Consider the following 21,033-nt stretch of genomic DNA (forward strand, 5'->3'; position numbering starts at 1 on the left):
GATCGAGGCTGCGTGCACGTCGGATGCGGGCCGTTGATGGCCAGCATCCGGGGCATGATGGGCGAAGACCGAAGGTTCGGTGTTCGCATTCGTGCCGACTGACAGTCCAGCAGCAATCCGGCGGCTGGGCACAACGGGCAAGGCGCCCGTATGACCCGAAAGGATGGACGCCATCCGAAATCCGAAAACCATGGCAGGATCGCAGGACGCTGATCACCCGCTCCGATCAGCGTCCCGCAATCTTGCGCATGGTTTTTGTTTTTCGAGAGCCGTCCCCTCTTTCGAGAACCCATGAAAGAAGACCTCTATGTTCAATAAGCATTCAGTCGAGATCGACTGGGGCGGACGCCCTCTCAAGCTCGAAACCGGCAAGATCGCCCGCCAGGCCGACGGCGCCGTCGTCGCCACCTACGGCGAGACCGTGGTGCTCGCCACCGTCGTCGCGGCGAAGGCGCCGCGCGAAGGCGTCGACTTCCTGCCGCTGACCGTCGACTACCAGGAAAAGACCTACGCTGCGGGCCGCATTCCCGGTGGCTATTTCAAGCGTGAGGGTCGTCCGACCGAGAAGGAGACGCTGGTCTCCCGCCTGATCGACCGTCCGATCCGTCCGCTGTTCGTCGATGGCTGGCGCAACGAGACCCAGGTGATCGTCACCGTGCTGTCGCACGACATGGAGAACGACCCTGACATCGTCGCGCTGGTGGCCTCGTCCGCCGCGCTGACCCTGTCCGGCGCTCCGTTCAAGGGCCCGATCGGCGCGGCCCGCGTCGGCTTCGCCAATGACGAGTTCATCCTCAACCCGACCCTCGACGAGATGGTCGACACCCAGCTCGACCTGGTCGTCGCCGGCACCGCCGACGCCGTGCTGATGGTGGAATCGGAAGCCAAGGAGCTGAACGAAGACATCATGCTCGGCGCGGTGATGTTCGGTCATCGCCACTTCCAGCCGGTGATCAACGCGATCATCGAGCTTGCCGAGAAGGCCGCCAAGGAGCCGCGCGAAGTCACTGTGATCGACAATGCCGCGCTCGAGAAAGAGATGCTCGGCCTCGTCGAGCAGGAGCTGCGCGCCGCCTACGCCATTCCGGTCAAGCAGGATCGCTACGCCGCGGTCGGCAAGGTCAAGGAAAAGGTGATCGCCCACTACTTCCCCGAAGGGCAGGAACCGAAATACGACAAGCTGCGCATCAGCGCCGTGTTCAAGGAGCTCGAGGCGAAGATCGTTCGCTGGAACATCCTCGACACCGGCAAGCGCATCGACGGTCGCGACAGCAAGACCGTACGCAACATCGTCGCCGAAGTCGGCGTGCTGCCGCGCGCCCACGGCTCGGCGCTGTTCACCCGCGGCGAGACCCAGGGCCTGGTCGTCACCACGCTCGGCACCGGCGAAGACGAGCAGTACATCGACGCGCTGTCGGGAACGTACAAAGAGACGTTCCTGCTGCACTACAACTTCCCTCCCTACTCGGTTGGTGAGACCGGCCGCCTCGGCGGCACCAAGCGCCGCGAGATCGGCCACGGCAAGCTGGCCTGGCGCGCGATCCACCCGGTGCTGCCGCCGCATCACGAGTTCCCCTACACGATCCGCGTGGTCTCGGAGATCACCGAGTCCAACGGCTCCTCGTCGATGGCCTCGGTCTGCGGCGCCTCGCTCGCGCTGATGGACGCCGGCGTGCCGTTGAAGCGGCCGACCGCGGGCATCGCGATGGGCCTGATCCTCGAGGACAAGCGCTTCGCGGTCCTCTCGGACATCCTCGGTGACGAAGACCATCTCGGCGACATGGACTTCAAGGTGGCCGGCACCGAGCAAGGCATCACCTCGCTCCAGATGGACATCAAGATCGAGGGCATCACCGAAGAGATCATGAAGGTGGCGCTCGGCCAGGCCAAGGAAGGTCGTATCCACATCCTCGGCGAGATGGCGAAGGCGCTCACCAACGCCCGCGCCGAGCTCGGCGAATACGCGCCGCGCATCGAGACCTTCAAGATCGCCACCGACAAGATCCGCGAAGTGATCGGCACCGGCGGCAAGGTGATCCGCGAGATCGTCGAGAAGACCGGCGCCAAGGTCAACATCGAGGACGACGGCACCGTGAAGGTCGCCTCCAGCGACGGCGAAGCAATGAAGGCCGCGATCAAGTGGATCAAGTCGATCGCGTCCGATCCGGAAGTCGGCCAGATCTATGACGGCACCGTCGTCAAGGTGATGGAGTTCGGCGCCTTCGTGAACTTCTTCGGCTCCAAGGACGGCCTCGTCCACATCAGCCAGCTCGCGGCCAACCGCGTGCAGAAGACCTCCGACGTCGTCAAGGAAGGCGACAAGGTCAAGGTCAAGCTGCTCGGCTTCGACGACCGCGGCAAGACCCGCCTGTCGATGAAGGTGGTCGACCAGACCACCGGCGAAGACCTCGAAGGCAAGGGCGGCGAGGGCGAGAAGGCTCCGCGCGAAGCCGCTGGCGAGTAAGTCTCGCGACATCAGAAACACGAAGGGCGGCCGAAAGGCCGCCCTTTTTGCTTGTGTTCGCTCCGGGCGATCCGCGCTCCCCTCTCCCGCTTGCGGGAGAGGTTGCACCGACCACGCGGCGAAATCGCCTCACGCCACGATGTCGTAGCGGTCCAGGTTCATCACCTTGGTCCAGGCCTTGGCGAAGTCAGCCACGAACTTCTCCTTCGCATCCGAGGTCGCGTAGACTTCGGCGTAAGCGCGGAGCTGCGAGTGCGCGCCGAAGATCAGATCGACGCGCGTGCCGGTCCACTTCACTGCGTTGGTCTTGCGGTCGCGGGCCTCGTAGCTGCCGTCAGCCGCCGGCGTCCACTGCGTGCTCATGTCGAGCAGGTTGACGAAGAAGTCGTTGCTGAGCGTACCCACCTTCGCGGTGAAGACGCCGTGCTTCGACCCGTTCGCATTGGCGCCGAGCACACGCAGTCCGCCGACCAGTGCCGTCATCTCGGGGCCGGTCAGCCGCAGGAGCTGCGCACGATCGATCAGCGCCTCTTCCTGCTGCATGAACTGATGCCGCTTGCCGACATAGTTGCGGAAGCCATCAGCCCGCGGCTCAAGCGGTGCAAAGGACGCCGCGTCGGTCTGCTCCTGCGAAGCATCCATGCGGCCCGGCGTGAACGCAACCTTGACGTCGACGCCGGCATCCTTCGCGGCCTTCTCGACCGCGGCGGTGCCGCCGAGGACGATGAGGTCCGCGAGCGAGACCTTCTTCGCGCCTGATGAGGCGTTGAAGTCCTTCTGGATCGCTTCGAGCTTGCCGAGCACCTTGCTGAGCTGCGCCGGCTCGTTCACCTCCCAGTCCTTCTGCGGGGCAAGGCGAATGCGCGCGCCGTTGGCGCCGCCGCGCTTGTCCGAGCCGCGGAACGTCGAGGCCGACGCCCAGGCGGTCGAGACCAGCTCGGACACCGAAAGCCCCGAAGCCAGGATCTTGCTCTTCAGCGCAGCGATGTCCTGATCGCTGGCCAGCTCGTGGTTGACGGCCGGAATCGGATCCTGCCAGATCAGCGTCTCCTTCGGCACCAGCGGGCCGAGATAGCGCTGGATCGGACCCATGTCGCGATGGGTGAGCTTGAACCAGGCGCGGGCAAAGGCGTCCGCGAACTGAGCCGGGTTCTCCAGGAAGCGGCGCGAGATCTTCTCATAGGCCGGATCGAAGCGCAGCGAGAGGTCGGTCGTCAGCATCGTCGGCCGATGCTTCTTCGACTTGTCGAAGGCATCGGGAATGATCGCGTCGGCACCCTTGGCCGTCCATTGCTGCGCGCCGCCCGGGCTCTTGGTCAGCTCCCATTCGAAATTGAACAGGTTCTCGAAGAAGTTGTTGCTCCACTTCGTCGGCGTCGTCGTCCAGGTGACTTCGAGGCCGCTGGTGATGGCGTCGCCCGAGTGACCCGAGGCGTGCTTGCTCTTCCAGCCGAGGCCCTGATCCTCCAGAGCGCCCGCTTCCGGCTCCGGTCCAACCAGCGAGGGATCGCCCGCGCCATGGGTCTTGCCGAAGCTGTGGCCGCCGGCGATCAGCGCGACGGTCTCCTCGTCGTTCATCGCCATGCGGGCGAAGGTCTCGCGGATGTCCTTGGCCGCGGCGACCGGGTCCGGCTTGCCGTTGGGGCCTTCCGGATTGACGTAGATGAGGCCCATCTGCACCGCGCCGAGCGGCTCGGCGAGCTGGCGTTCGCCGCTGTAGCGCTCATCGCCGAGCCAGGTGCCCTCGGGGCCCCAATACAGCTCTTCCGGCTCCCACACGTCGGCGCGGCCGCCGGCAAAACCGAAGGTCTTGAAGCCCATCGATTCCAGCGCGACGTTGCCGGCGAGAACCATCAGATCGGCCCAGGAAATCTTGCGGCCGTATTTCTGCTTGATCGGCCACAGCAGGCGGCGCGCCTTGTCGAGATTGGCGTTGTCGGGCCAGCTGTTGAGCGGCGCGAAGCGCTGCTGTCCGGCGCCGGCGCCGCCGCGACCGTCGGTGGTGCGGTAGGTGCCCGCGCTGTGCCAGGCCATGCGGATCATCAGGCCGCCGTAATGACCGAAATCGGCCGGCCACCATTCCTGCGAATCCGTCATCAGGGCGGTCAGGTCCTTGATCACGGCGTTCAGGTCGAGCGTCTTGAATTCCTTGGCATAGTCGAAGCCTTGGCCCATCGGATCGGACTTGTCGGAATTCTTGTGCAGCACCTCGATATCGAGCTGCGTCGGCCACCAGTCGCGGTTCACGCGCGTGGGTTTTCCGCCCGAAAACGGGCACTTCGAAGTGTCGTCCATGAATACCTCCTCTGGTGGCGTCGAACTCGCGCCTTTGACCAGGTAGAACCACTCTAAGCGCCGCGTTCGATCAGGGGAAGTTGACTTTAGTGATCGCTGCAATAAGAATTCCTGATGCTCAACGTGACCCTGCGCCAACTCCGGTATTTCGATGCGCTGGCGCGTCACGGCCATTTCGGCCGCGCGGCCGAGTCCTGCTCCATCTCGCAGCCGGCCTTGTCGATGCAGATCAAGGAGTTGGAGGAGGCGCTGGGCGGGCTGCTGCTGGAGCGCAGCGCGCGCCAGGTGGCGCTGACCCGATTCGGCGAGGAGCTCGCACAGCGCGTCCGCGACATTTTGCGCTCGGTCGATGAGCTCGGCGATTTCGCCCGCGCCTCGCAGGATCGCTTCTCGGGCCGCTTACGCATCGGCATGATCCCGACCATCGCGCCTTATCTGCTGCCCACGATCACCAAGAATCTCACGCGCATGCATCCGGAACTCGACATCCGCGTCCGCGAGACCATGACGCCGCGGCTGATCCAGGAGCTGGTGGAGGGACGGCTCGACACCGCCATCGTGGCGCTGCCGGTGTCGGAGCCTTCGCTGACCGAGGTTGCGCTGTTCGAGGAGAAATTCCTGCTGGTCCGGCCGAGCACGGATGAGGGCACACCGGCGCCGTCGCGCGAGAGGATGCGCGAGATGCGGCTGTTGCTGCTCGAGGAAGGCCACTGCTTCCGCGATCAGGCGCTGTCGTTCTGCAACATGCAGTCAGCGCCGCCGCGCGAGATGCTGGATGCCAATTCGCTGTCGACGCTTGTGCAAATGGTCAGCGCCGGCATTGGCGTGACGCTGATCCCGGAAATGGCAGTGCCTGTGGAGACGCGATCGGCCTCGGTCTCGCTGGCACGCTTCCGCGACCCGCAGCCGTCCCGCACCATCGGCATGGTCTGGCGCAAGACCAGCCCGCTGGCCCGGCAGCTGCTGCAGATCTCCGAAGTGGTGTGCCTGTCGGCCGGCAAGGCGCGCCCGCGTTCGGCCGCGCGCGATCACCGCAGCTGAGCGCCAGATGTCGCATCCCGTCATTCGTCCCGCCCGCGCAAACGAATACGATGAGGTCGGCCGCGTCTGGATGGAAAGCTGGGTCTCGACCGGCCTCGGCGAGGCCAGCGACTTCCTGCTCGCCAACCTGCGCGCGCGCATCCGGCGCGAGATCGCGGACGGCTGGAGCCTGTTCGTTGCCGACGATCGCGGCACGATCGCCGCCATGCTCGCGCTGCATGTGCCGAAGCTCTATCTCGACATGCTGTTCGTCGCGCCCGCCTATCAGGGCCAATCGCTCGGACGACAATTGCTCGCCTTCACCCGCACGCAAATGCCGGATGAGATGCACCTGCGCTGCGTCCGCGAGAACGAAAAGGCCTGGCGCTGGTACGAGCGCGAAGGCTTTGTGTTCGAGAAGCAAGAGATCGAGCCGTCGAACGGCTTCGTGATGAAGTATTACCGGTGGAAGCGGCCCATCGGGTAGGCACCGAACTCCGCGCGCAGCTTGCGGTTGTCGCCTTGACAACCTAGTGTGACGCGTCCGCTGTCACGTTGCGTCTGATCCCACTTGGAATCCATGTTTCGACCTGCTGTCCCGGTGCTCATCCTGCTGTCCCTTCTGGGTCCGGCAGAGGCACAAACTACGCCTGCAACCAGTGCTCCCGCCGCTCAGTCCGCGCCACAGGCGAAGCCGGCTCCCAAGAAAGCGGCCGCGAAACCGAAGGCAGCAGCCAAGCCTGCGGACCCGGCGACGACCGGTCCTTGCGGCGTCGGCGTGATTGCGGGGACCGGCGACATCTTCGTCGTCCAGAGGATCGGCCTGACCGTGTTCGGCAACGACTATGCAGAAGTCCCGGTGTCCTGGGGCCTCGACGATCTCGTCTTTGCGCGGGCGCGGGCCGCGGCAGGCAACACGCCGGTACGACGTATCAGCTACGCCAAGGGCGCGCTCGATTCCTACTATCACCCCAAATCCGGCCTGTTCCGTAATCAGCGCCAGGAGTTGTCGAACCTGATCCGAAAGGTCGCGGGCAATGCCGGTTGCGAGCGTTATCTCGTCATCATGCGCAGCGAAGGACAGCTCGACGGGACCAATCAGTCGCTCAGCGGCGTCGGCATCTTCAGCCGGGGTGTCGGTCTCATCTCCTACGCCTACGTCTTCGCCTCTATCGGCGTGACATGGATCGACGGCCGCACCTTCGAAGTCATGAAAGGTCCGGCCGTGACGTTCGAAGGTGTCATGAAGCATATGGCGGACAACTTCACGTCGAACGAGCTGTTACAGAAGGTGGACAAGTCCATGTTTCCGGAGGCGGCCGCGGACTCCGCCAGCAACACCGCCCTGCGCGACACCACGCGCGACTTTCTGACAAAGCGGCTCGACAAGATCTTGCCGCAGTATTTCGCGCAGTGACGATGCTGAAGGGAAGTCGAGCTCGTAAGGAAACGACGGTCGGAACGATTCGGGCCTTTGCCATGATCGTCGCGACGCACCTGCTCTCGACGACCGGCGTCGAGGCTCAGGCTGCGCCAACGACGGGCATGGCCAATGGCAAGGTGACAACGCGGCGCGAAGCGACGGGCAGGCCCGTCTTCACTGGCGGCGGCTCGTGCGACTTTGGTGTCGTCGTCACCGCCGGCGATGAGTTCACCGTGCTGACGACTGGCCTGACCGTATTTCAAAACAAGAAGACGGTCATCCCGATCCCAGGCTGGGGACTCAACGATCTGATCTTCGCGCGGACTCGCGCCGCGATCCCTGCCGGCGTGTCCGTCCTGAGAATCCCCTATAACCCGGCGAAGTTTCCTCCCCGCGATGAGTCCAAGGACACCTTGAAGGACAGGTTGTTCCGCGATCTCAACGCGGAGCTGGCCGAATACATGCGCCAGGTCGCGAAAGGAACGAATTGCCGGCACTATATCCAGATCCTTAATTCAATCAGCCCTATCGGGTCATCCAATTACACGGTCCGCGGCTTCGGCATCCTCAACCAGGATGTGGTGCTTGGGCGGCGCATCTATCTTTACGCCCTGGCATTTATCCGCATCTTCGACGGCCGCGACTTCTCCGTCGTCAGACAGAGCTCTGCGTTGATCAACATGGATCATTCCCTGGCGGTGCAGAGGCTTCTGGGCAAGCACATCGGCGGCCCCTATCGCGAATTACCCGCAGAATCGTTCCCAACGCACCCTGAAGATGCCGCCGCCAATCCCGCATTGCGCGACGGCGTACGCTCCATGCTGGCGGAAAGCCTCGATAAGACGCTGCCTCTCCTGCTTGGACTTCGACCAGCAGCACGCCAAAGCGACACCAAACAACATTGACCCACATGTCGTTCAGGCTGGCCGGCTTCTACCCAGGCGTAGTGCGTTGCGAATGCGCTGCAAACGCGGCATGAATTGCGCGCCACCCGCCCCTCGCCGATGGAAGGTTCCGCGCATGATCAAGCTCTATTGGTCGCCCCGCTCGCGCTCGTTCACGACGCTTTGGCTGATGGAGGAGAGCGGCCTGCCCTATGAGCGCGTGCTGACCGACATCTCGACCGGCGCGCAGAAGGCGCCGGACTATCTGAAGATCAACCCTATGGGCAAGGTGCCGGCGCTGACCGACGGCGATGCCGCGCTCGGCGAAGCCGCCGCGATCTGCGCCTACATCGCCGACCGCTATCCCGAGACCAAGCTTGCGCCGGGGGTGACCGATCCACGCCGCGCGCGCTATCTGCAATGGTTGTTCTTCTCGCCGGGCTGCATCGAGCCCGCCATCATCCAGATCTTCACTAAGATCGAGATTCCGACCTCGACCGCGGCCTGGGGCAGCGCCACGCAGGTGTTCGACGTGCTGGAGACTGCGCTCGCCAAGGGACCGTGGATTCTCGGCGAGGAGTTTTCGGCCGCCGACGTCACGATCGGCTCGGGCCTGAATTTCGCGGTGCGCCAGTTCAAGATGGTGCCGACGCGTCCCGCCTTCGACGCTTATCTGGCGCGCTGCACAGCGCGGCCGGCGTTCCAGCGCGCGGAGAAGATCGCGGCGGGGTGAGACGGCGCGCTTACAATTTGATCTTGAGGACGGCGAGCCCGGACTGCTGCAGCAGTCCGGAGGACGTCATCGCAACATTGTAGCGGATACCGAGATCGAACCCCTTGCCGTCCGCCGCGACGAGGCCCAGCGCAGTCGAGTAGATCCATGGCGACAACGCAAGGCCGCCTGTCACGAAGCTATCGCCGCCGCCGGTAAACGCCGACTTGATCTGCAATCCCTGGTTCAACGTGTTGTAGCCGACACCGACATCGCCGGTGAGATAGACCTGCTTCGCGATCCGGTATGCGCTCTTCAGCCCTGCCGTCACTGTCAGCTCGCGATAGGTTTGTGAATCCACATGGAGGCTGAAGCCGCCCGCGCCGCCTTCCTGATAGGCGGGCGAGCGCACATGCCCATAGTCCAGCCGCAATGACGGAGCGATCGCAAGTCCGGGCTCAATCGGAATCAGCTTGCGAATGCCGGCGCCCGCATGACCGCTATAGGAGCGATAGCCGGCGCCAGCCGTGCCGTTGACGAAGGTCAGCGAACGGCTCTCGCTGCTGTCATTCAGCGCGCCGTCGAGCTGGCCGTCGAGCTGAACGCCATGGCCGAGGGCGTAGGCCCCGTAGAGACCCGCCTGATAGGAATCGATGGCGAGCCGGTTCGGGACGGCATCGTCGCTGCCGGTGATGGCTTGATGCGAATAGGCGAGCACGCCGCCGAGCATCGCGCGCGGCGAGATCGTCGCGTCGGCACCGAGGGCCATGCCGCCGCCGGTCGCGTTATAACCGGGCACGCCGTCGACGCTTGCCTGCCGAATGCTGCCGCCGATCGGCTTCATCCAAAGATTCCGTTCAGGCGCAACGCCCGTGTTCAGTCCGAGCACATCGTCCAGTCGCCCCGTCATCGCCTGCTGGAATACGCGCTGCGTGGCGTAGGTCGCCTGCGATGCCGCGCCCGTTATAACCGGCAAGGTCTGGTTGACCGCGTTGACGAGACCGGATCCGTTGAGATTGTCGAGCGCGGTGAAGCCGGTTGCCATGCTGCCGCTCCAGCCGAGCGATGTCGCCGACAGGCGATACAGCATGTCGGCCGCACCCAGGCCCACCCGGCTGTTCTGGGCCTGGAGCGTCTCGGCATAGGGGCGCACCAGGGAGAGATAGGCGACGCCGCCGGTCGGATTGCCCGAGAGATCGTAGGTGCTGACGAGCATCTGCGCGCCCGAGGCGTCGCCGCTGGCGGAGCCGTAGAGGCTGGCGAGCGTGCCGCGCGAGAGCGTGTTGAAGAGCACGTTGCCCTCCGGTGTCACGGATCCCAGCAGCGTGAAGTTGGCCGCATTGCTGCCCGCCGGCGCGACGCCCGCGCCCCAGAAATATCCGTTCTGGTAATTCGTGATGACGAAGCGGCCGGGCGCGGAGGTGCCGAACAACGAATTGCTGGTGATCCGCCACGGCGTGCCTGAGGTCCACGCCCATTGCGGGACCGAGTTGGCGGGAACGGGCTGCGAAGCCGGCGGCGTGAACGTAGTGGGATCGTAGGGCAGCATATAGGCCCAATGCGTCACCAGCAGGCTGTCGCCCGTGATCATCTGCATTTCCATCGCGGTCACGCCGTTGATGGTTCTCATATGACCGAGGCCGACCGTCACCGCGCCGCCCGATGTCGGCGTGAACTGCATCGTGATCTGGCCCGCGGTCGTGACGAAGCCCTGGATGGTCGAGGTGTCGGTCAGCAGCGCCGGCCCGAGCTTGAGCTGCGCCACGCTCGTTCCCGTGAACGAGCCGTTGGTCGCGGTCGCCAGCGGCCACAGGGTCTGGTCGCCGATCGGAATCGGATTGGAGAAGCCGGTCTTGGGCGCAGCATAGGCCAGCAGCTGCGCCGTCGGGACGTACCAATTCGTGTTGGAGAGGGTCGTGTCCCAGATCGTCGATTGTGCCAGCGCGTGCGAGCCGCCGCAAAGCAGCATCGCGCCGGCAACGGACGCCAGCGCGCTCGCGCGACACATCGCATGCAGCCTTATCGCATGCCGCCTTGGCACGATCACCCCTCCCGAACCGCAGGGAAAAACGACCCTGAAGCGCCACCGGGGAGCAGCAAGCATAATTCTGTGGGCGAGTCAGCCCCATGATCGTGGGGCGCGAAGCTACTCCGGAGACTTCAAATCGTCCGGCCGCGGCATCAGCACGATGTTGTAGCCGGAATCGACATAGTGGATCTCGCCGGTGACGCCGCCGGACAGATCAGACAAGAGATACAGCGCCGAACCGCCGAGCTCGTCGAGCGTGACGCCGCGGCGGAGCGGCGAATGCTTCTGCATGAAGGCGAACATCGCGCGCGCCTCGCCGATGCCGGAGCCGGCGAGCGTGCGGATCGGACCTGCGGAGATCGCGTTGACGCGGATGCCGCGCGGTCCGAAATCCGAGGCGAGATAACGCACCGAGGCTTCCAGCGCAGCCTTGGCGACGCCCATCACGTTGTAGTTCGGCATCGCGCGCTCCGAAGCGCCGAAGGTCAGCGTGATCATGCTGCCGCCCTCATTCATCAGCTCGGCGGCGCGCTTTGCGACTTCCGTGAAGGAGAAGCAGGAGATCACCATGGTGCGCGAGAAATTCTCGCGGCTGGTGTCGGCGTAGCGGCCTTTCAGCTCGTTCTTGTCGGCGAAGCCGATCGCGTGGATGACGAAGTCGAGCTTGCCCCATTTTTCGCGAAGCGCCGCGAAGGTGGCATCGACGCTGGCGATGTCCTCGACGTCGCAAGGCAGCACCAGATCGACACCAAGCTGCTCGGCCAGGGGCTTGACGCGCTTGCCGAGGGCCTCGCCCTGGAAGGTGAAGGCAAGCTCGGCACCGTGCGCATGCAACGTCTTCGCCATGCCCCAGGCGATCGAATGATCATTGGCGATGCCCATGATCAGACCGCGCTTGCCTTTCATCAAACCTTCCATCTCAAGACCACCTTCCGCTTTCGTCATGCCCGGGCTTGTCCCGGGCATCCACGCCCTTCGGAGCCTGAGGCCAAGACGTGGATGGCCGGGACGAGCCCGGCCATGACGAGAAAATCAACGGTGCACCAACAATGACGTCACACATCCATCCGGCTGAACACCAGCGTGGCGTTGGTGCCGCCGAAGCCGAAGGAGTTCGACAGCACGGTGCCGATTTTGACGTTGTCGATGCGCTTGCGCACGATCGGCATGTCGGCGAACACAGGATCGAGCTCCTGGATATGGGCGCTCTCGCAGATGAAGCCGTTGTTCATCATCAGCAGCGAGTAGATCGCCTCCTGCACGCCGGTGGCTCCCAGCGAGTGGCCGGTCAGCGCCTTGGTCGCCGAGATCGGCGGGCACTTCTCGCCGGCGCCGAACACCCGACGCAGCGCGTCGATCTCCGGCGGATCGCCGGCCGGCGTCGAGGTCGCGTGCGGATTGATGTAGTCCACCTTGGTCTTCACCGTCGACATCGCCATGCGCATGCAGCGCTCGGCGCCTTCACCCGATGGCGCGACCATGTCGTAGCCGTCCGAGGTTGCGCCATAGCCGACGATCTCGCCGTAAATGCGCGCGCCGCGCGCCTTGGCATGCTCGAGCTCCTCCAGCACGAGGACTCCCGCGCCACCGGCGATGACGAAGCCGTCGCGGTTGACGTCGTAGGGACGCGAGGCCGTGGCAGGCGTGTCGTTGTATTTCGAGGACATCGCGCCCATGGCGTCGAACAGCACGGACAGCGACCAGTCCAGCTCCTCGCAGCCGCCGGCGAAGATGACGTCCTGCTTGCCGATCTGGATCGTCTCATAGGCATTGCCGACGCAATGGTTCGACGTCGCGCAGGCCGAGGAGATCGAGTAGTTCACGCCCTTGATCTTGAACCAGGTCGCAAGCGTCGCGGAGGCCGTGGACGACATCGCCTTCGGCACCGCAAACGGTCCGACGCGCTTCGGCCCCTTGGTGCGGGTGATGTCGGCAGATTCGACGATGGTGCGGGCGGACGGACCGCCGGAGCCCATGATGATGCCGGTGCGGATGTTGGAGACTTCGTCAGGCGACAGACCGGAGTCCTGGATCGCCTGCTCCATCGCGACGTGATTCCACGCCGCGCCCTGACCGAGGAAACGCATGGCGCGGCGGTCGACCACAGTCGCGGGATCGAGCGTCGGCGCGCCTTGCACCTGCGAACGAAAGCCGAGCTCGGCATATTTCTCAGCCCGAGAAATGCCCGACTTCGCCTCGTGAAGGCTCGCAAGCACTTCCTGGGTGTTGTTTCCGATCGACGAGACGATGCCCATCCCGGTGACCACAACCCGCCTCATGACAGCCTCGCCCTGCTCGTTATCTTCTCGTTCTCTTCGTGGTGAATGCGCGTTAGCCCAGGCTCGTGCCCTGCTTGAACAGACCGACCTTCAGGTCCTTGGCGCGATAAATAATCTGGTCGTCGACCGAAAGCCACCCGTCGGCAATACCGAGCACCAGCTTTGAACGCATCACGCGTTTGATATCGACGTTGTACACAACCTTGCGTGCCTCGGGCAGCACCTGGCCGCTGAACTTCAGCTCGTTCAGGCCGAGCGCGCGACCACGACCTTCACCCCCGGTCCAGCCCAGGTAGAAGCCGACCATCTGCCACAGCGCGTCGAGGCCGAGGCAGCCGGGCATCACCGGATCGTTCTTGAAATGGCAGCCGAAGAACCAGAGGTCGGGCTTCACGTCGAGCTCGGCGCGCACCAGCCCCTTGCCGAACTCGCCGCCATTGTCGTTGATCTCGGTGATGCGATCGAACATCAGCATCGGCGGCAGCGGCAACTGGGCATTGCCCGGACCGAACATCTCGCCGCGGGCACAGGCCAGCAGATCTTCGTATTCGTAACCGTTGCGCCTGTTCAGCATGGACGAGCCTCTGTTTGAATTCCGGTTGAGCGGCGTTTTTTGGCGAAAATGGGCCCCGTCTCGGTCGGAGAGCAACGCCAATTGCCACCGTCAGGCGCAGCTCCCGCATGCCCCGGATGGACTGCCGGCCGGGCCTCCATGCCCGGCTGCGCCAAAATCGGCTAAGCGGAACCGCGGGCTCTCTAACACAGGCCATTTCCGGTGGCAAAGTGCATCCATGAAGGTAAAATGACGCGATGTCGGCCCGGTTCCAAGATTGATGAGAACCTTCAAGGCTGATTAGAACCTCTCTAGTTGCGAGAAACTTGCATCTGCATCTTTCTGTTCTTATATTGCAGAGAGATATTTGTTCACGCGTGCCCGAAATCTGGAAATGAGCGAGAATACTGCGCCCCATCACGACGACGACGTCCACGCTGCGGCCCTCTTGTCCGGCCGTCAGCCGGCTTTGACCGGCTGTCCCTGGCACGACGTCAACGAAATGCTCCAGTCCGCCGGGCTTCGTCCGACGCGCCAGCGCATGGCGCTCGGCTGGTTGTTGTTCGGCAAGGGTGCACGCCACCTGACGGCTGAAATGCTCTACGAGGAAGCGACCCTGGCCAAGGTCCCGGTGTCGCTGGCCACCGTCTACAACACGCTGAACCAGCTCACCGATGCCGGCCTGCTCCGGCAGGTCAGCGTCGACGGCACCAAGACCTATTTCGACACCAACGTCACCACCCACCACCACTACTACCTCGAGAACAGCCATGAGCTGGTCGACATCGAGGATCCGCATCTGGCGCTGTCCAAGATGCCGGAGGTGCCCGAGGGCTACGAGATTGCGCGCATCGACATGGTCGTGCGCCTGCGCAAGAAGCGCTGAGATCGATCCGAACTGCTGAATTCGTCGTCATGGCCGGGCTTGTCCCGGCCATCCATGTTTTTGGGCTGAACGTGGAAGTCCGTGGATGCCCGGGACAAGCCCGGGCATGACGGTGGAGCGGTAGCTCGCCCCGCCCTCGAACGTCAGTTCACCTGCTCGTCCGAATAGACGCCCCAGAGGCGCTCCTGCTGGATCCAGCCGTCGAAGCCGTTGCCGGTGACGCGGCACCAGTTTGCAGTGCACTTCTTCACCTGCGTGACGACGCCGGCCTGGAGCTTTGCTGCAACCGCGCTGTCGAGATCGGCACGATCGTAGATCGGGGCGAGATCGTCCTTGTGCTTCATGGTGACCACCGCGGTGCGGCGGCCCGACAGCAGCGAATGATAGACCCAGCCCTCGGCGCCCTCGGAATCGCGCACGCGGCGCCAATTCTCGAACTCGGCGGTAATTTCGACCGGCAGGCCGGCACGGGTGTAGACCCAGGCTACGTCATTGTCCTTGGTCGGGCCGGCGCGAACATTGACGTGATCCGACTTGAGGCTGACGTAACGCGGCACCGGCAGGCCGCTGGCGGTCTGCGGGGTATTATCCTTGGCCGAATGCGAGGGACCGACCGAGGCGCTCCACCAGGTGCAAACGAGCGCCATCACCGAACAAAAACGCCCCAACGCCATCAACCCGTCTCCTGTCGAAGACCCGGCCTTGCCGGACCCTCACCCCAAATCCAAATCCTGCCGCGTCAATCCCGACCCGCCCCACGCGGGTGTTCCCCAAGCCTGGCCCGTGGTTCTTGTCTTGGCCCGGCCTTCTGCTAGAGAGGACGGGCACTTGAACAACCAGTTTGCCCCGATTTTCCGGGCCGGAAATCTCGGGAGAGCTTGAAGGAAACGCCGGGGACGGACACGGCAAGGGCAGTGTCGAACAACCGGGTTAATGAGGCCTCAACGACCAGCCTTTGGCGACAGGGGCGGCCTGCGACGCCTCATGAGAGCAGGACATGTCGGTGAAGAAAAAGCCCCTCGTCGTGGTGACGCGCAAGCTGCCGGATTCGATCGAGACGCGGATGCGCGAATTGTTCGACGCGCGGATCAATCTCGAGGACACGCCGATGTCCGCCGAACAGATCGCCGAAGCCGCGCGCACCGCCGACGTGCTGGTTCCGACGGTGACCGACCATATCAGCGCCGACATCGTCAACCAGCCCGACTGCAAGCTGCGGCTGATCGCCAATTTCGGCAACGGCGTCGACAATATCGACGTCGAGGCCGCGCACGCGCGCGGCATCACCGTCACCAACACGCCGAAGGTTCTCACCGAGGACACCGCCGACATGACCATGGCGCTGATCCTCGCCGTGCCCAGGCGAATGATCGAAGGCGCCTCGATCCTGACCGAGGGAAAACCGTGGCCGGGCTGGTCGCCGACCTGGATGCTCGGCCACCGCATCGGCGGCAAGCGCCTCGGCATCATCGGCATGGGCCGCATCGGCCAGGCGGTGGCGCGCCGCGCCCGCGCCTTCGGCCTGCAGATCCACTATCACAACCGCCGTCCAGTCGCCCCGAAGATCGCCGAAGAACTCGGCGCGACCTATTGGGAAAGCCTCGACCAGATGCTGGCGCGGATGGACATCATCTCGGTGAACTGCCCGCACACGCCGGCGACCTATCATTTGCTCTCGGCGCGGCGGCTGAAGCTGATCCGCAAGGACGCCTATATCGTCAACACCGCGCGCGGCGAGGTCACCGACGAGGACACGCTGATCAAGCTGATCGAAGGCGGCGAGATCGCCGGCGCCGGCCTCGACGTCTACGAGCACGAGCCCGCGGTCAACCCGAAGCTGGTGCGGCTCGCCAAGGCCGGCAAGGTGACCTTGATGCCGCATATGGGCTCGGCCACGATCGAGGGCCGCGTCGAGATGGGCGAGAAGGTGATCATCAACATCCGCACCTTCCTCGACGCCCACAAGCCGCCGGATCGCGTGCTGCCGAGCATGCTGTGAGAGCCTATTTGCTTCGCGCTTCGCACTTGCGCCAGTCGGCGACGAAATCGATGAAGGCGCTGAGCGCCGGCGGCGTTTGTCGCCGGCTCGGGTAATACAGGAACGGGCCCGGGAACGGCTCGCACCAATCTTCCATCAAGCTGACCAGCGCGCCGGTTTTCAGGGCATCGCCGACATAGCCGTCGATCGTTGCCCAGATGCCGACGCCGTCGAGCACCGCGCGCATCGCAAGGTTCATGTTGGTCGAGATCAGCTTTGCGCGCGGATCGACCTTCACGACCTGGCCGGCCTTCTCGAACTCCAGATCGTGCATGACGCCGCTCGAGTAGCGCGCGCGGATGCAATCATGCTCGAGCAGATCCTTCGGATGTTTCGGCCGGCCGCGCCGCGCAAGATATGCAGGCGATGCGACGACGACGTAGCTCTGCGGTCCGCTCAGCGGGATCGCAACCATGTCCTGCGCGAGATGCTCGCCATAGCGCACGCCGGCATCGTAGCCGGCACTGACGATGTCGACGAAGCCGCTCTCCGAGACGATGTCGAGATCGACCTGCGGAAAGGCGCTCAGAAACGGCCCGACCATCGGCGCCAGCACGAGATCGACGGCCGGTGGCGGCGCGTTGATGCGCAGGCGTCCCGAGGCGACCTCGCGAAGGCCCCGGACCTGATCGAGCGCATCGCCGACATCGCGCAAGGCCGGCGCTACCCGCGACAGCAGCAACTCGCCCGCCTCGGTCAGGGCGACGCTGCGGGTGGTGCGGTTCATCAGGCGGACGCCAAGGCGTTCCTCCAGGTCCCGGAGCCGCTGGCTGAGGCTCGACACCGACACCCGCATTTCGACCGCCGCACGCCGGAAATTGCGGGTGCGGGCGACCGCCACGAAAACATCGAGATCGCGCAGATCAGGCTCAGGCATTGTTCGCTAATGTGAACAAGCTATTCTTGATTGTCCAGCTTATCGGCGCAATCGAACGGACGCATATCTCCCTCGTCACGCGGCGCAATCAACCGCCTTTTCGAGGAGAACCATCATGGAACAGCGCAAACTCGGTTCAGCCGGCCCCACCACCTCGGCCCTCGGCCTCGGCTGCATGGGCATGTCCGAGGTCTATGGCCCCGCCGACCGCGGCGAAGCCATCGCCACGGTGCATGCGGCGATCGACGCCGGCATCACGCTGCTGGACACCGGCGATTTCTACGCGATGGGTCACAACGAAATGCTGGTGCGCGAGGCACTGAAGGAGGTCGCCCGCGACAAGGTGCAGATCAGCGTCAAGTACGGCGCGCTGCGCGGTCCGGCCGGTGAGTTCGCCGGCATGGACACGAGGCCGGGCGCGACCAGGAACTTCCTCGCCTACTCGCTGCAACGTCTCGGCACCGATTATCTCGACATCTACCGTCCGGCGCGGCTCGATCCCAACGTCCCCATCGAGGAGACCATCGGCGGCCTCGCCGATCTCGTGAAGGCCGGATACATCAGGCATATCGGCCTGTCCGAGGTCGGCTCCGATACCATCCGCCGCGCGCATGCGGTGCATCCGATCGCAGACCTCCAGATCGAATATTCACTGATCGAGCGCGGCATCGAACGCGATATCCTCAAGACCTGCCGCGAGCTCGGCATCGGCATCACCGCTTACGGCGTGCTGGCGCGCGGACTGATCAGCGGCCATTGGACCAAGGACAGCGGCAAAGCCGGCAGAGACTACCGGCTGATGACGCCGCGCTTTCAGGGCGCCAACCTCGATGCCAATCTTGCGCTGGTGGAATCCCTCCGTGCGATCGCCACCGAGATCGGTGCAACGCCGGCGCAAGTCGCGATTGCCTGGGTGGCGGCGCAGGGCAAGGAGATCGTGCCGCTGGTTGGCGCACGAACCCGCAACCGTCTCACCGAAGCGCTCGGCGCGACCAGGCTCACGCTGACACAGGCGCATCTTGCGGCGCTGGCAAAAGCCTTCCCGCCGGATGTCGCTTCCGGCACGCGCTACGCCGCCGAGCAGATGGCGCATCTCGACAGCGAGAAATTGGCCACGGCGTAATCCCGGCGATCAGCTGCGATGGGCGCTGAGGTCGGCGACCACGGGCCCATCGCCGTTGAGCGGGTTGGCCGGATCGCGCCCATAGCGCAGCGTTTCGAAGCGCATCGCGCGCGCATCGATCATGAGGAGGCGGCCGACGAGGCCCTCGCCGAACCCGACGATCTCGCGGATCGCCTCCAGCGCCATCATCGAGCCGAGCACACCGGCGAGCGCCCCCATGACGCCGGCTTCCGCGCAGGCCGGCACGGTGCCGGGTGGCGGCGCCTCCGGAAACAGGCAGCGATAGGTCGGATTGAATTCGCCCTGCTCGTTCCTGTCATGCGCGCGGATGGTGGTGAGCGAGCCGTCAAAGGTGCCGAGCGCGGCAGTAATCAGCGGCCGCTTCGCGAAGAAGCACGCGTCCGAGACCAGATAGCGCGTCGAAAAATTGTCGGAGCCGTCGAGCACGAGATCGTAGTCGCCGATCAGGCTGAGCGCGTTGTCGGCATTGAGCCAGGTGGCATGGCCGACGAAGCGGACATGCGGATTGAGCGCCGCGATCCGCTCGGCGGCGCTCTCGACCTTGTGCCGGCCGATGTCGGGCGTGGTGTGAATGACCTGGCGCTGCAGATTGGACAGCGACACCACGTCGTCGTCGACCACGCCGAGCGTGCCCACGCCGGCCGCGGCCAGATACATCAGAACGGGCGCGCCGAGGCCGCCGGCGCCGACAACCAGCACGGAGGCCTTTTTCAGCGCGGCCTGGCCCGGGCCGCCGACGTCGCGCAGCACGATATGGCGGGCATAGCGTTCGAGTTCGTCCGGGCTCAGCATCGTCTTTCGTTCCTCTCACCCCTCATGGTGAGGAGGCGCGAAGCGCCATCTCGAACCATGCAGGCCCTGCTGCGGCAGCTCGGCCTTCATCCTTCGAGACGCCGCTTCCGCGGCTCCTCAGGATGAGGGTCAACAGCCTGAACCACCCCAACATTGTTCGCGACCAACGAGATGTGCTTCAATGGCATTGCGTTCAATGGGCTGGTTGGATTTGTCATGAGATCGATGCTTGCGGCAACCTTGATGTTTGCGGCTGCCACCGGCGCGCAGGCCCAGATGACGGCGCCGCAGATCCCCGGCACCAAGCCGAAGACGGTGCAGACCGTGCCGATCCAGCCTCCGGCCATGCAGACGCCGGCGGCGACGGCGGATGCCATGGCGAAGGCCGAGCGGCTGGCGCTGCAATCCGACCTCGCCTGGGTCGGCCAGTACAACGGCGCCATCACCGGCGACGTCAGTGAGCGCATGGTCAACGCCATCAAGGAATACCAGAAGGCCAAGGGCGGCAAGCCGACCGGCGTGCTCAATCCGCAGGAGCGTGCCGCGCTCGCCGAGACGGCGCGAAAGAAGCAGGACGGCGTCGGCTGGAAGATCGTGACGGAGCCGACCAGCGGCGCCCGGCTGGGCATCCCCTCGAAACTCGTGCCACAGCAGGCAAGCGACGCCAACGGCTCGAAATGGACCTCGCCGAGCGGAACCGTGCAGGTGCTGCTCAGCCGCCGCAAGGAGGCGAACCCGACCGCGGCAAAACTCGCGGAGCTGGAGAAGGAGCCGTCCGGACGCAAGGTCGATTACACCGTGGTGAAGCCCGACTTCTTCGTGCTGTCGGGCTTGCAAGGCCTGAAGAAGTTCTACGTGCGGGGCGCCTTCAAAGGAGACGAGGTCCGCACCATGACGATCCTCTACGACCAGGCGATGGAGAACACGGTCGAGCCGGTCGTGATCGCGATGTCGAGTGCGTTCAACGCGTTCCCGTCGGGACCGCAGGCCGGGCCGCCGCCGCGCAAGACCGTCGAATACGGCACCGGCATCGTCGTCAGCGACGACGGCGCGATTGTTGCCGACCGCCTCGTCACCGACAGCTGTCTCGCGATCACGATCGCCGGCCATGGCAGTGCCGACCGTCTGGCCGAAGACAAGGAGCGCGGCCTCGCGCTCCTGCACATCTACGGCGCCCGCGGCCTGAAGCCGTTGAGCCTTGCTGGCGGCGCAGCAAAGACCAATGTGGATGTCGTCGGCATCGCCGATCCGCAGAGCCAAGGCGGTGCCGGCGGCGTGTCAATCGTCAAGGCTGCGCTGGCGCCGGTCCCGAGCAGCGAGTCCATGCTGTCCCCGCCGCCGGCGGTCGGGTTTTCCGGTGCTCCGGCGATCGATGGCGATGGCAAGTTCGCCGGTATTACGCTGTTGAAGCCGGCCATGGTGGCGGGACCTGCGACATCGATTCCGGCCTCGCAGGCCGTGATGGTGTCCGCTGACGCGGTGCGCGATTTCCTGAAGGCGAACAATGTCGCAGCCAACGGCACCTCGACTGACGCAAAGGCCGCCGTCGTCCGCGTGATCTGCGTCAGGAAATAGAGCGAGAGATCATCATGCTCTCTCGTGTCCGATGCGGTGCGGCACGTGATGCGTTCCGCTCG

General features: G+C 64.6%; 18 protein-coding genes. 10 read left to right on the forward strand and 8 right to left on the reverse strand.

All coding sequences use genetic code 11. The features are described from left to right. Nucleotides 1–307: 307 nt before the first annotated feature. Nucleotides 308–2,464, forward strand: a complete 2,157-nt coding sequence (gene pnp / locus ML401_RS00260; protein WP_194405143.1) for a polyribonucleotide nucleotidyltransferase — start codon at nucleotides 308–310, stop codon at nucleotides 2,462–2,464. A gap of 129 nt (nucleotides 2,465–2,593) precedes the next feature. Here the strand turns inward: pnp and katG are convergent, their stop codons facing one another. After that, nucleotides 2,594–4,759, reverse strand: a complete 2,166-nt coding sequence (gene katG / locus ML401_RS00265) for a catalase/peroxidase HPI (RefSeq protein WP_285808892.1) — start codon at nucleotides 4,757–4,759, stop codon at nucleotides 2,594–2,596. Between the two features lie 114 nt (nucleotides 4,760–4,873). Between katG and ML401_RS00270 the strand changes: the two genes are divergently transcribed. The 5 genes from ML401_RS00270 (at nucleotide 4,874) to ML401_RS00290 (ending at nucleotide 8,819) form a co-directional block, all read left to right on the forward strand. Beyond that, nucleotides 4,874–5,800 (forward strand): hydrogen peroxide-inducible genes activator, encoded by a 927-nt coding sequence (locus ML401_RS00270; protein ID WP_259218212.1) that lies wholly within the window; start codon nucleotides 4,874–4,876, stop codon nucleotides 5,798–5,800. A 7-nt stretch (nucleotides 5,801–5,807) separates the two neighbouring features. Next, nucleotides 5,808–6,266 (forward strand): GNAT family N-acetyltransferase, encoded by a 459-nt coding sequence (locus ML401_RS00275; protein ID WP_285808893.1) that lies wholly within the window; start codon nucleotides 5,808–5,810, stop codon nucleotides 6,264–6,266. Nucleotides 6,267–6,359: 93 nt separating this feature from the next. Continuing rightward, nucleotides 6,360–7,196 (forward strand): hypothetical protein, encoded by an 837-nt coding sequence (locus tag ML401_RS00280; RefSeq protein WP_285808894.1) that lies wholly within the window; start codon nucleotides 6,360–6,362, stop codon nucleotides 7,194–7,196. A gap of 2 nt (nucleotides 7,197–7,198) precedes the next feature. After that, nucleotides 7,199–8,107, forward strand: a complete 909-nt coding sequence (locus ML401_RS00285) for a hypothetical protein (RefSeq protein ID WP_249131359.1) — start codon at nucleotides 7,199–7,201, stop codon at nucleotides 8,105–8,107. Between the two features lie 115 nt (nucleotides 8,108–8,222). Next, the gene (locus tag ML401_RS00290; RefSeq protein ID WP_211415312.1) at nucleotides 8,223–8,819 is read left to right on the forward strand and encodes a glutathione S-transferase family protein; all 597 of its coding nucleotides are present in this window, start codon (nucleotides 8,223–8,225) and stop codon (nucleotides 8,817–8,819) included. Nucleotides 8,820–8,829: 10 nt separating this feature from the next. On the opposite strand, the gene ML401_RS00295 is transcribed toward ML401_RS00290, so the two are convergent. The 4 genes from ML401_RS00295 to fabA form a co-directional block, all read right to left on the reverse strand. Beyond that, on the reverse strand, nucleotides 8,830–10,806 hold the full coding sequence (locus ML401_RS00295) for an autotransporter outer membrane beta-barrel domain-containing protein (RefSeq protein WP_285808896.1): 1,977 nt from the start codon (nucleotides 10,804–10,806) through the stop codon (nucleotides 8,830–8,832). 138 nt (nucleotides 10,807–10,944) lie between these two features. Next, nucleotides 10,945–11,745, reverse strand: a complete 801-nt coding sequence (gene fabI, locus ML401_RS00300; protein ID WP_194408112.1) for an enoyl-ACP reductase FabI — start codon at nucleotides 11,743–11,745, stop codon at nucleotides 10,945–10,947. A 137-nt stretch (nucleotides 11,746–11,882) separates the two neighbouring features. Next, nucleotides 11,883–13,106 (reverse strand): beta-ketoacyl-ACP synthase I, encoded by a 1,224-nt coding sequence (gene fabB / locus ML401_RS00305; protein WP_211415310.1) that lies wholly within the window; start codon nucleotides 13,104–13,106, stop codon nucleotides 11,883–11,885. A gap of 52 nt (nucleotides 13,107–13,158) precedes the next feature. Then, nucleotides 13,159–13,680 carry a bifunctional 3-hydroxydecanoyl-ACP dehydratase/trans-2-decenoyl-ACP isomerase gene (gene fabA / locus ML401_RS00310; protein WP_092289360.1) on the reverse strand — a complete coding sequence of 174 codons (522 nt, stop codon included), beginning with the start codon at nucleotides 13,678–13,680 and terminating at the stop codon, nucleotides 13,159–13,161. A 373-nt stretch (nucleotides 13,681–14,053) separates the two neighbouring features. Here fabA and irrA point away from each other — a divergent pair, with 373 nt between their 5' ends. Further along, nucleotides 14,054–14,545 (forward strand): iron response transcriptional regulator IrrA, encoded by a 492-nt coding sequence (gene irrA / locus ML401_RS00315; RefSeq protein WP_008131763.1) that lies wholly within the window; start codon nucleotides 14,054–14,056, stop codon nucleotides 14,543–14,545. A gap of 143 nt (nucleotides 14,546–14,688) precedes the next feature. Here the strand turns inward: irrA and ML401_RS00320 are convergent, their stop codons facing one another. Beyond that, a complete protein-coding gene (locus tag ML401_RS00320; RefSeq protein WP_211415309.1) occupies nucleotides 14,689–15,219 on the reverse strand; it encodes an SH3 domain-containing protein in 531 nt (176 codons plus the stop codon). A gap of 323 nt (nucleotides 15,220–15,542) precedes the next feature. On the opposite strand from ML401_RS00320, the gene ML401_RS00325 reads away from it, so the two are divergent. Further along, complete coding sequence (locus tag ML401_RS00325; RefSeq protein WP_194405153.1) at nucleotides 15,543–16,544, forward strand: D-glycerate dehydrogenase; 1,002 nt, start codon at nucleotides 15,543–15,545, stop codon at nucleotides 16,542–16,544. Between the two features lie 4 nt (nucleotides 16,545–16,548). On the opposite strand, the gene ML401_RS00330 is transcribed toward ML401_RS00325, so the two are convergent. Continuing rightward, nucleotides 16,549–17,460: a LysR family transcriptional regulator gene (locus tag ML401_RS00330; RefSeq protein ID WP_285808911.1), complete on the reverse strand. Its 912-nt coding sequence runs from the start codon at nucleotides 17,458–17,460 to the stop codon at nucleotides 16,549–16,551. A gap of 115 nt (nucleotides 17,461–17,575) precedes the next feature. Here ML401_RS00330 and ML401_RS00335 point away from each other — a divergent pair, with 115 nt between their 5' ends. Continuing rightward, nucleotides 17,576–18,583: an aldo/keto reductase gene (locus ML401_RS00335; RefSeq protein ID WP_259218224.1), complete on the forward strand. Its 1,008-nt coding sequence runs from the start codon at nucleotides 17,576–17,578 to the stop codon at nucleotides 18,581–18,583. Nucleotides 18,584–18,592: 9 nt separating this feature from the next. Here the strand turns inward: ML401_RS00335 and ML401_RS00340 are convergent, their stop codons facing one another. Further along, nucleotides 18,593–19,396 carry a molybdopterin-synthase adenylyltransferase MoeB gene (locus tag ML401_RS00340; RefSeq protein ID WP_285808914.1) on the reverse strand — a complete coding sequence of 268 codons (804 nt, stop codon included), beginning with the start codon at nucleotides 19,394–19,396 and terminating at the stop codon, nucleotides 18,593–18,595. Between the two features lie 216 nt (nucleotides 19,397–19,612). Here ML401_RS00340 and ML401_RS00345 point away from each other — a divergent pair, with 216 nt between their 5' ends. Further along, nucleotides 19,613–20,971 (forward strand): peptidoglycan-binding protein, encoded by a 1,359-nt coding sequence (locus tag ML401_RS00345; RefSeq protein WP_285808916.1) that lies wholly within the window; start codon nucleotides 19,613–19,615, stop codon nucleotides 20,969–20,971. Nucleotides 20,972–21,033 lie beyond the last annotated feature (62 nt).

The organism is Bradyrhizobium sp. 62B, from assembly GCF_030272265.2.
Taxonomy (GTDB): domain Bacteria; phylum Pseudomonadota; class Alphaproteobacteria; order Rhizobiales; family Xanthobacteraceae; genus Bradyrhizobium.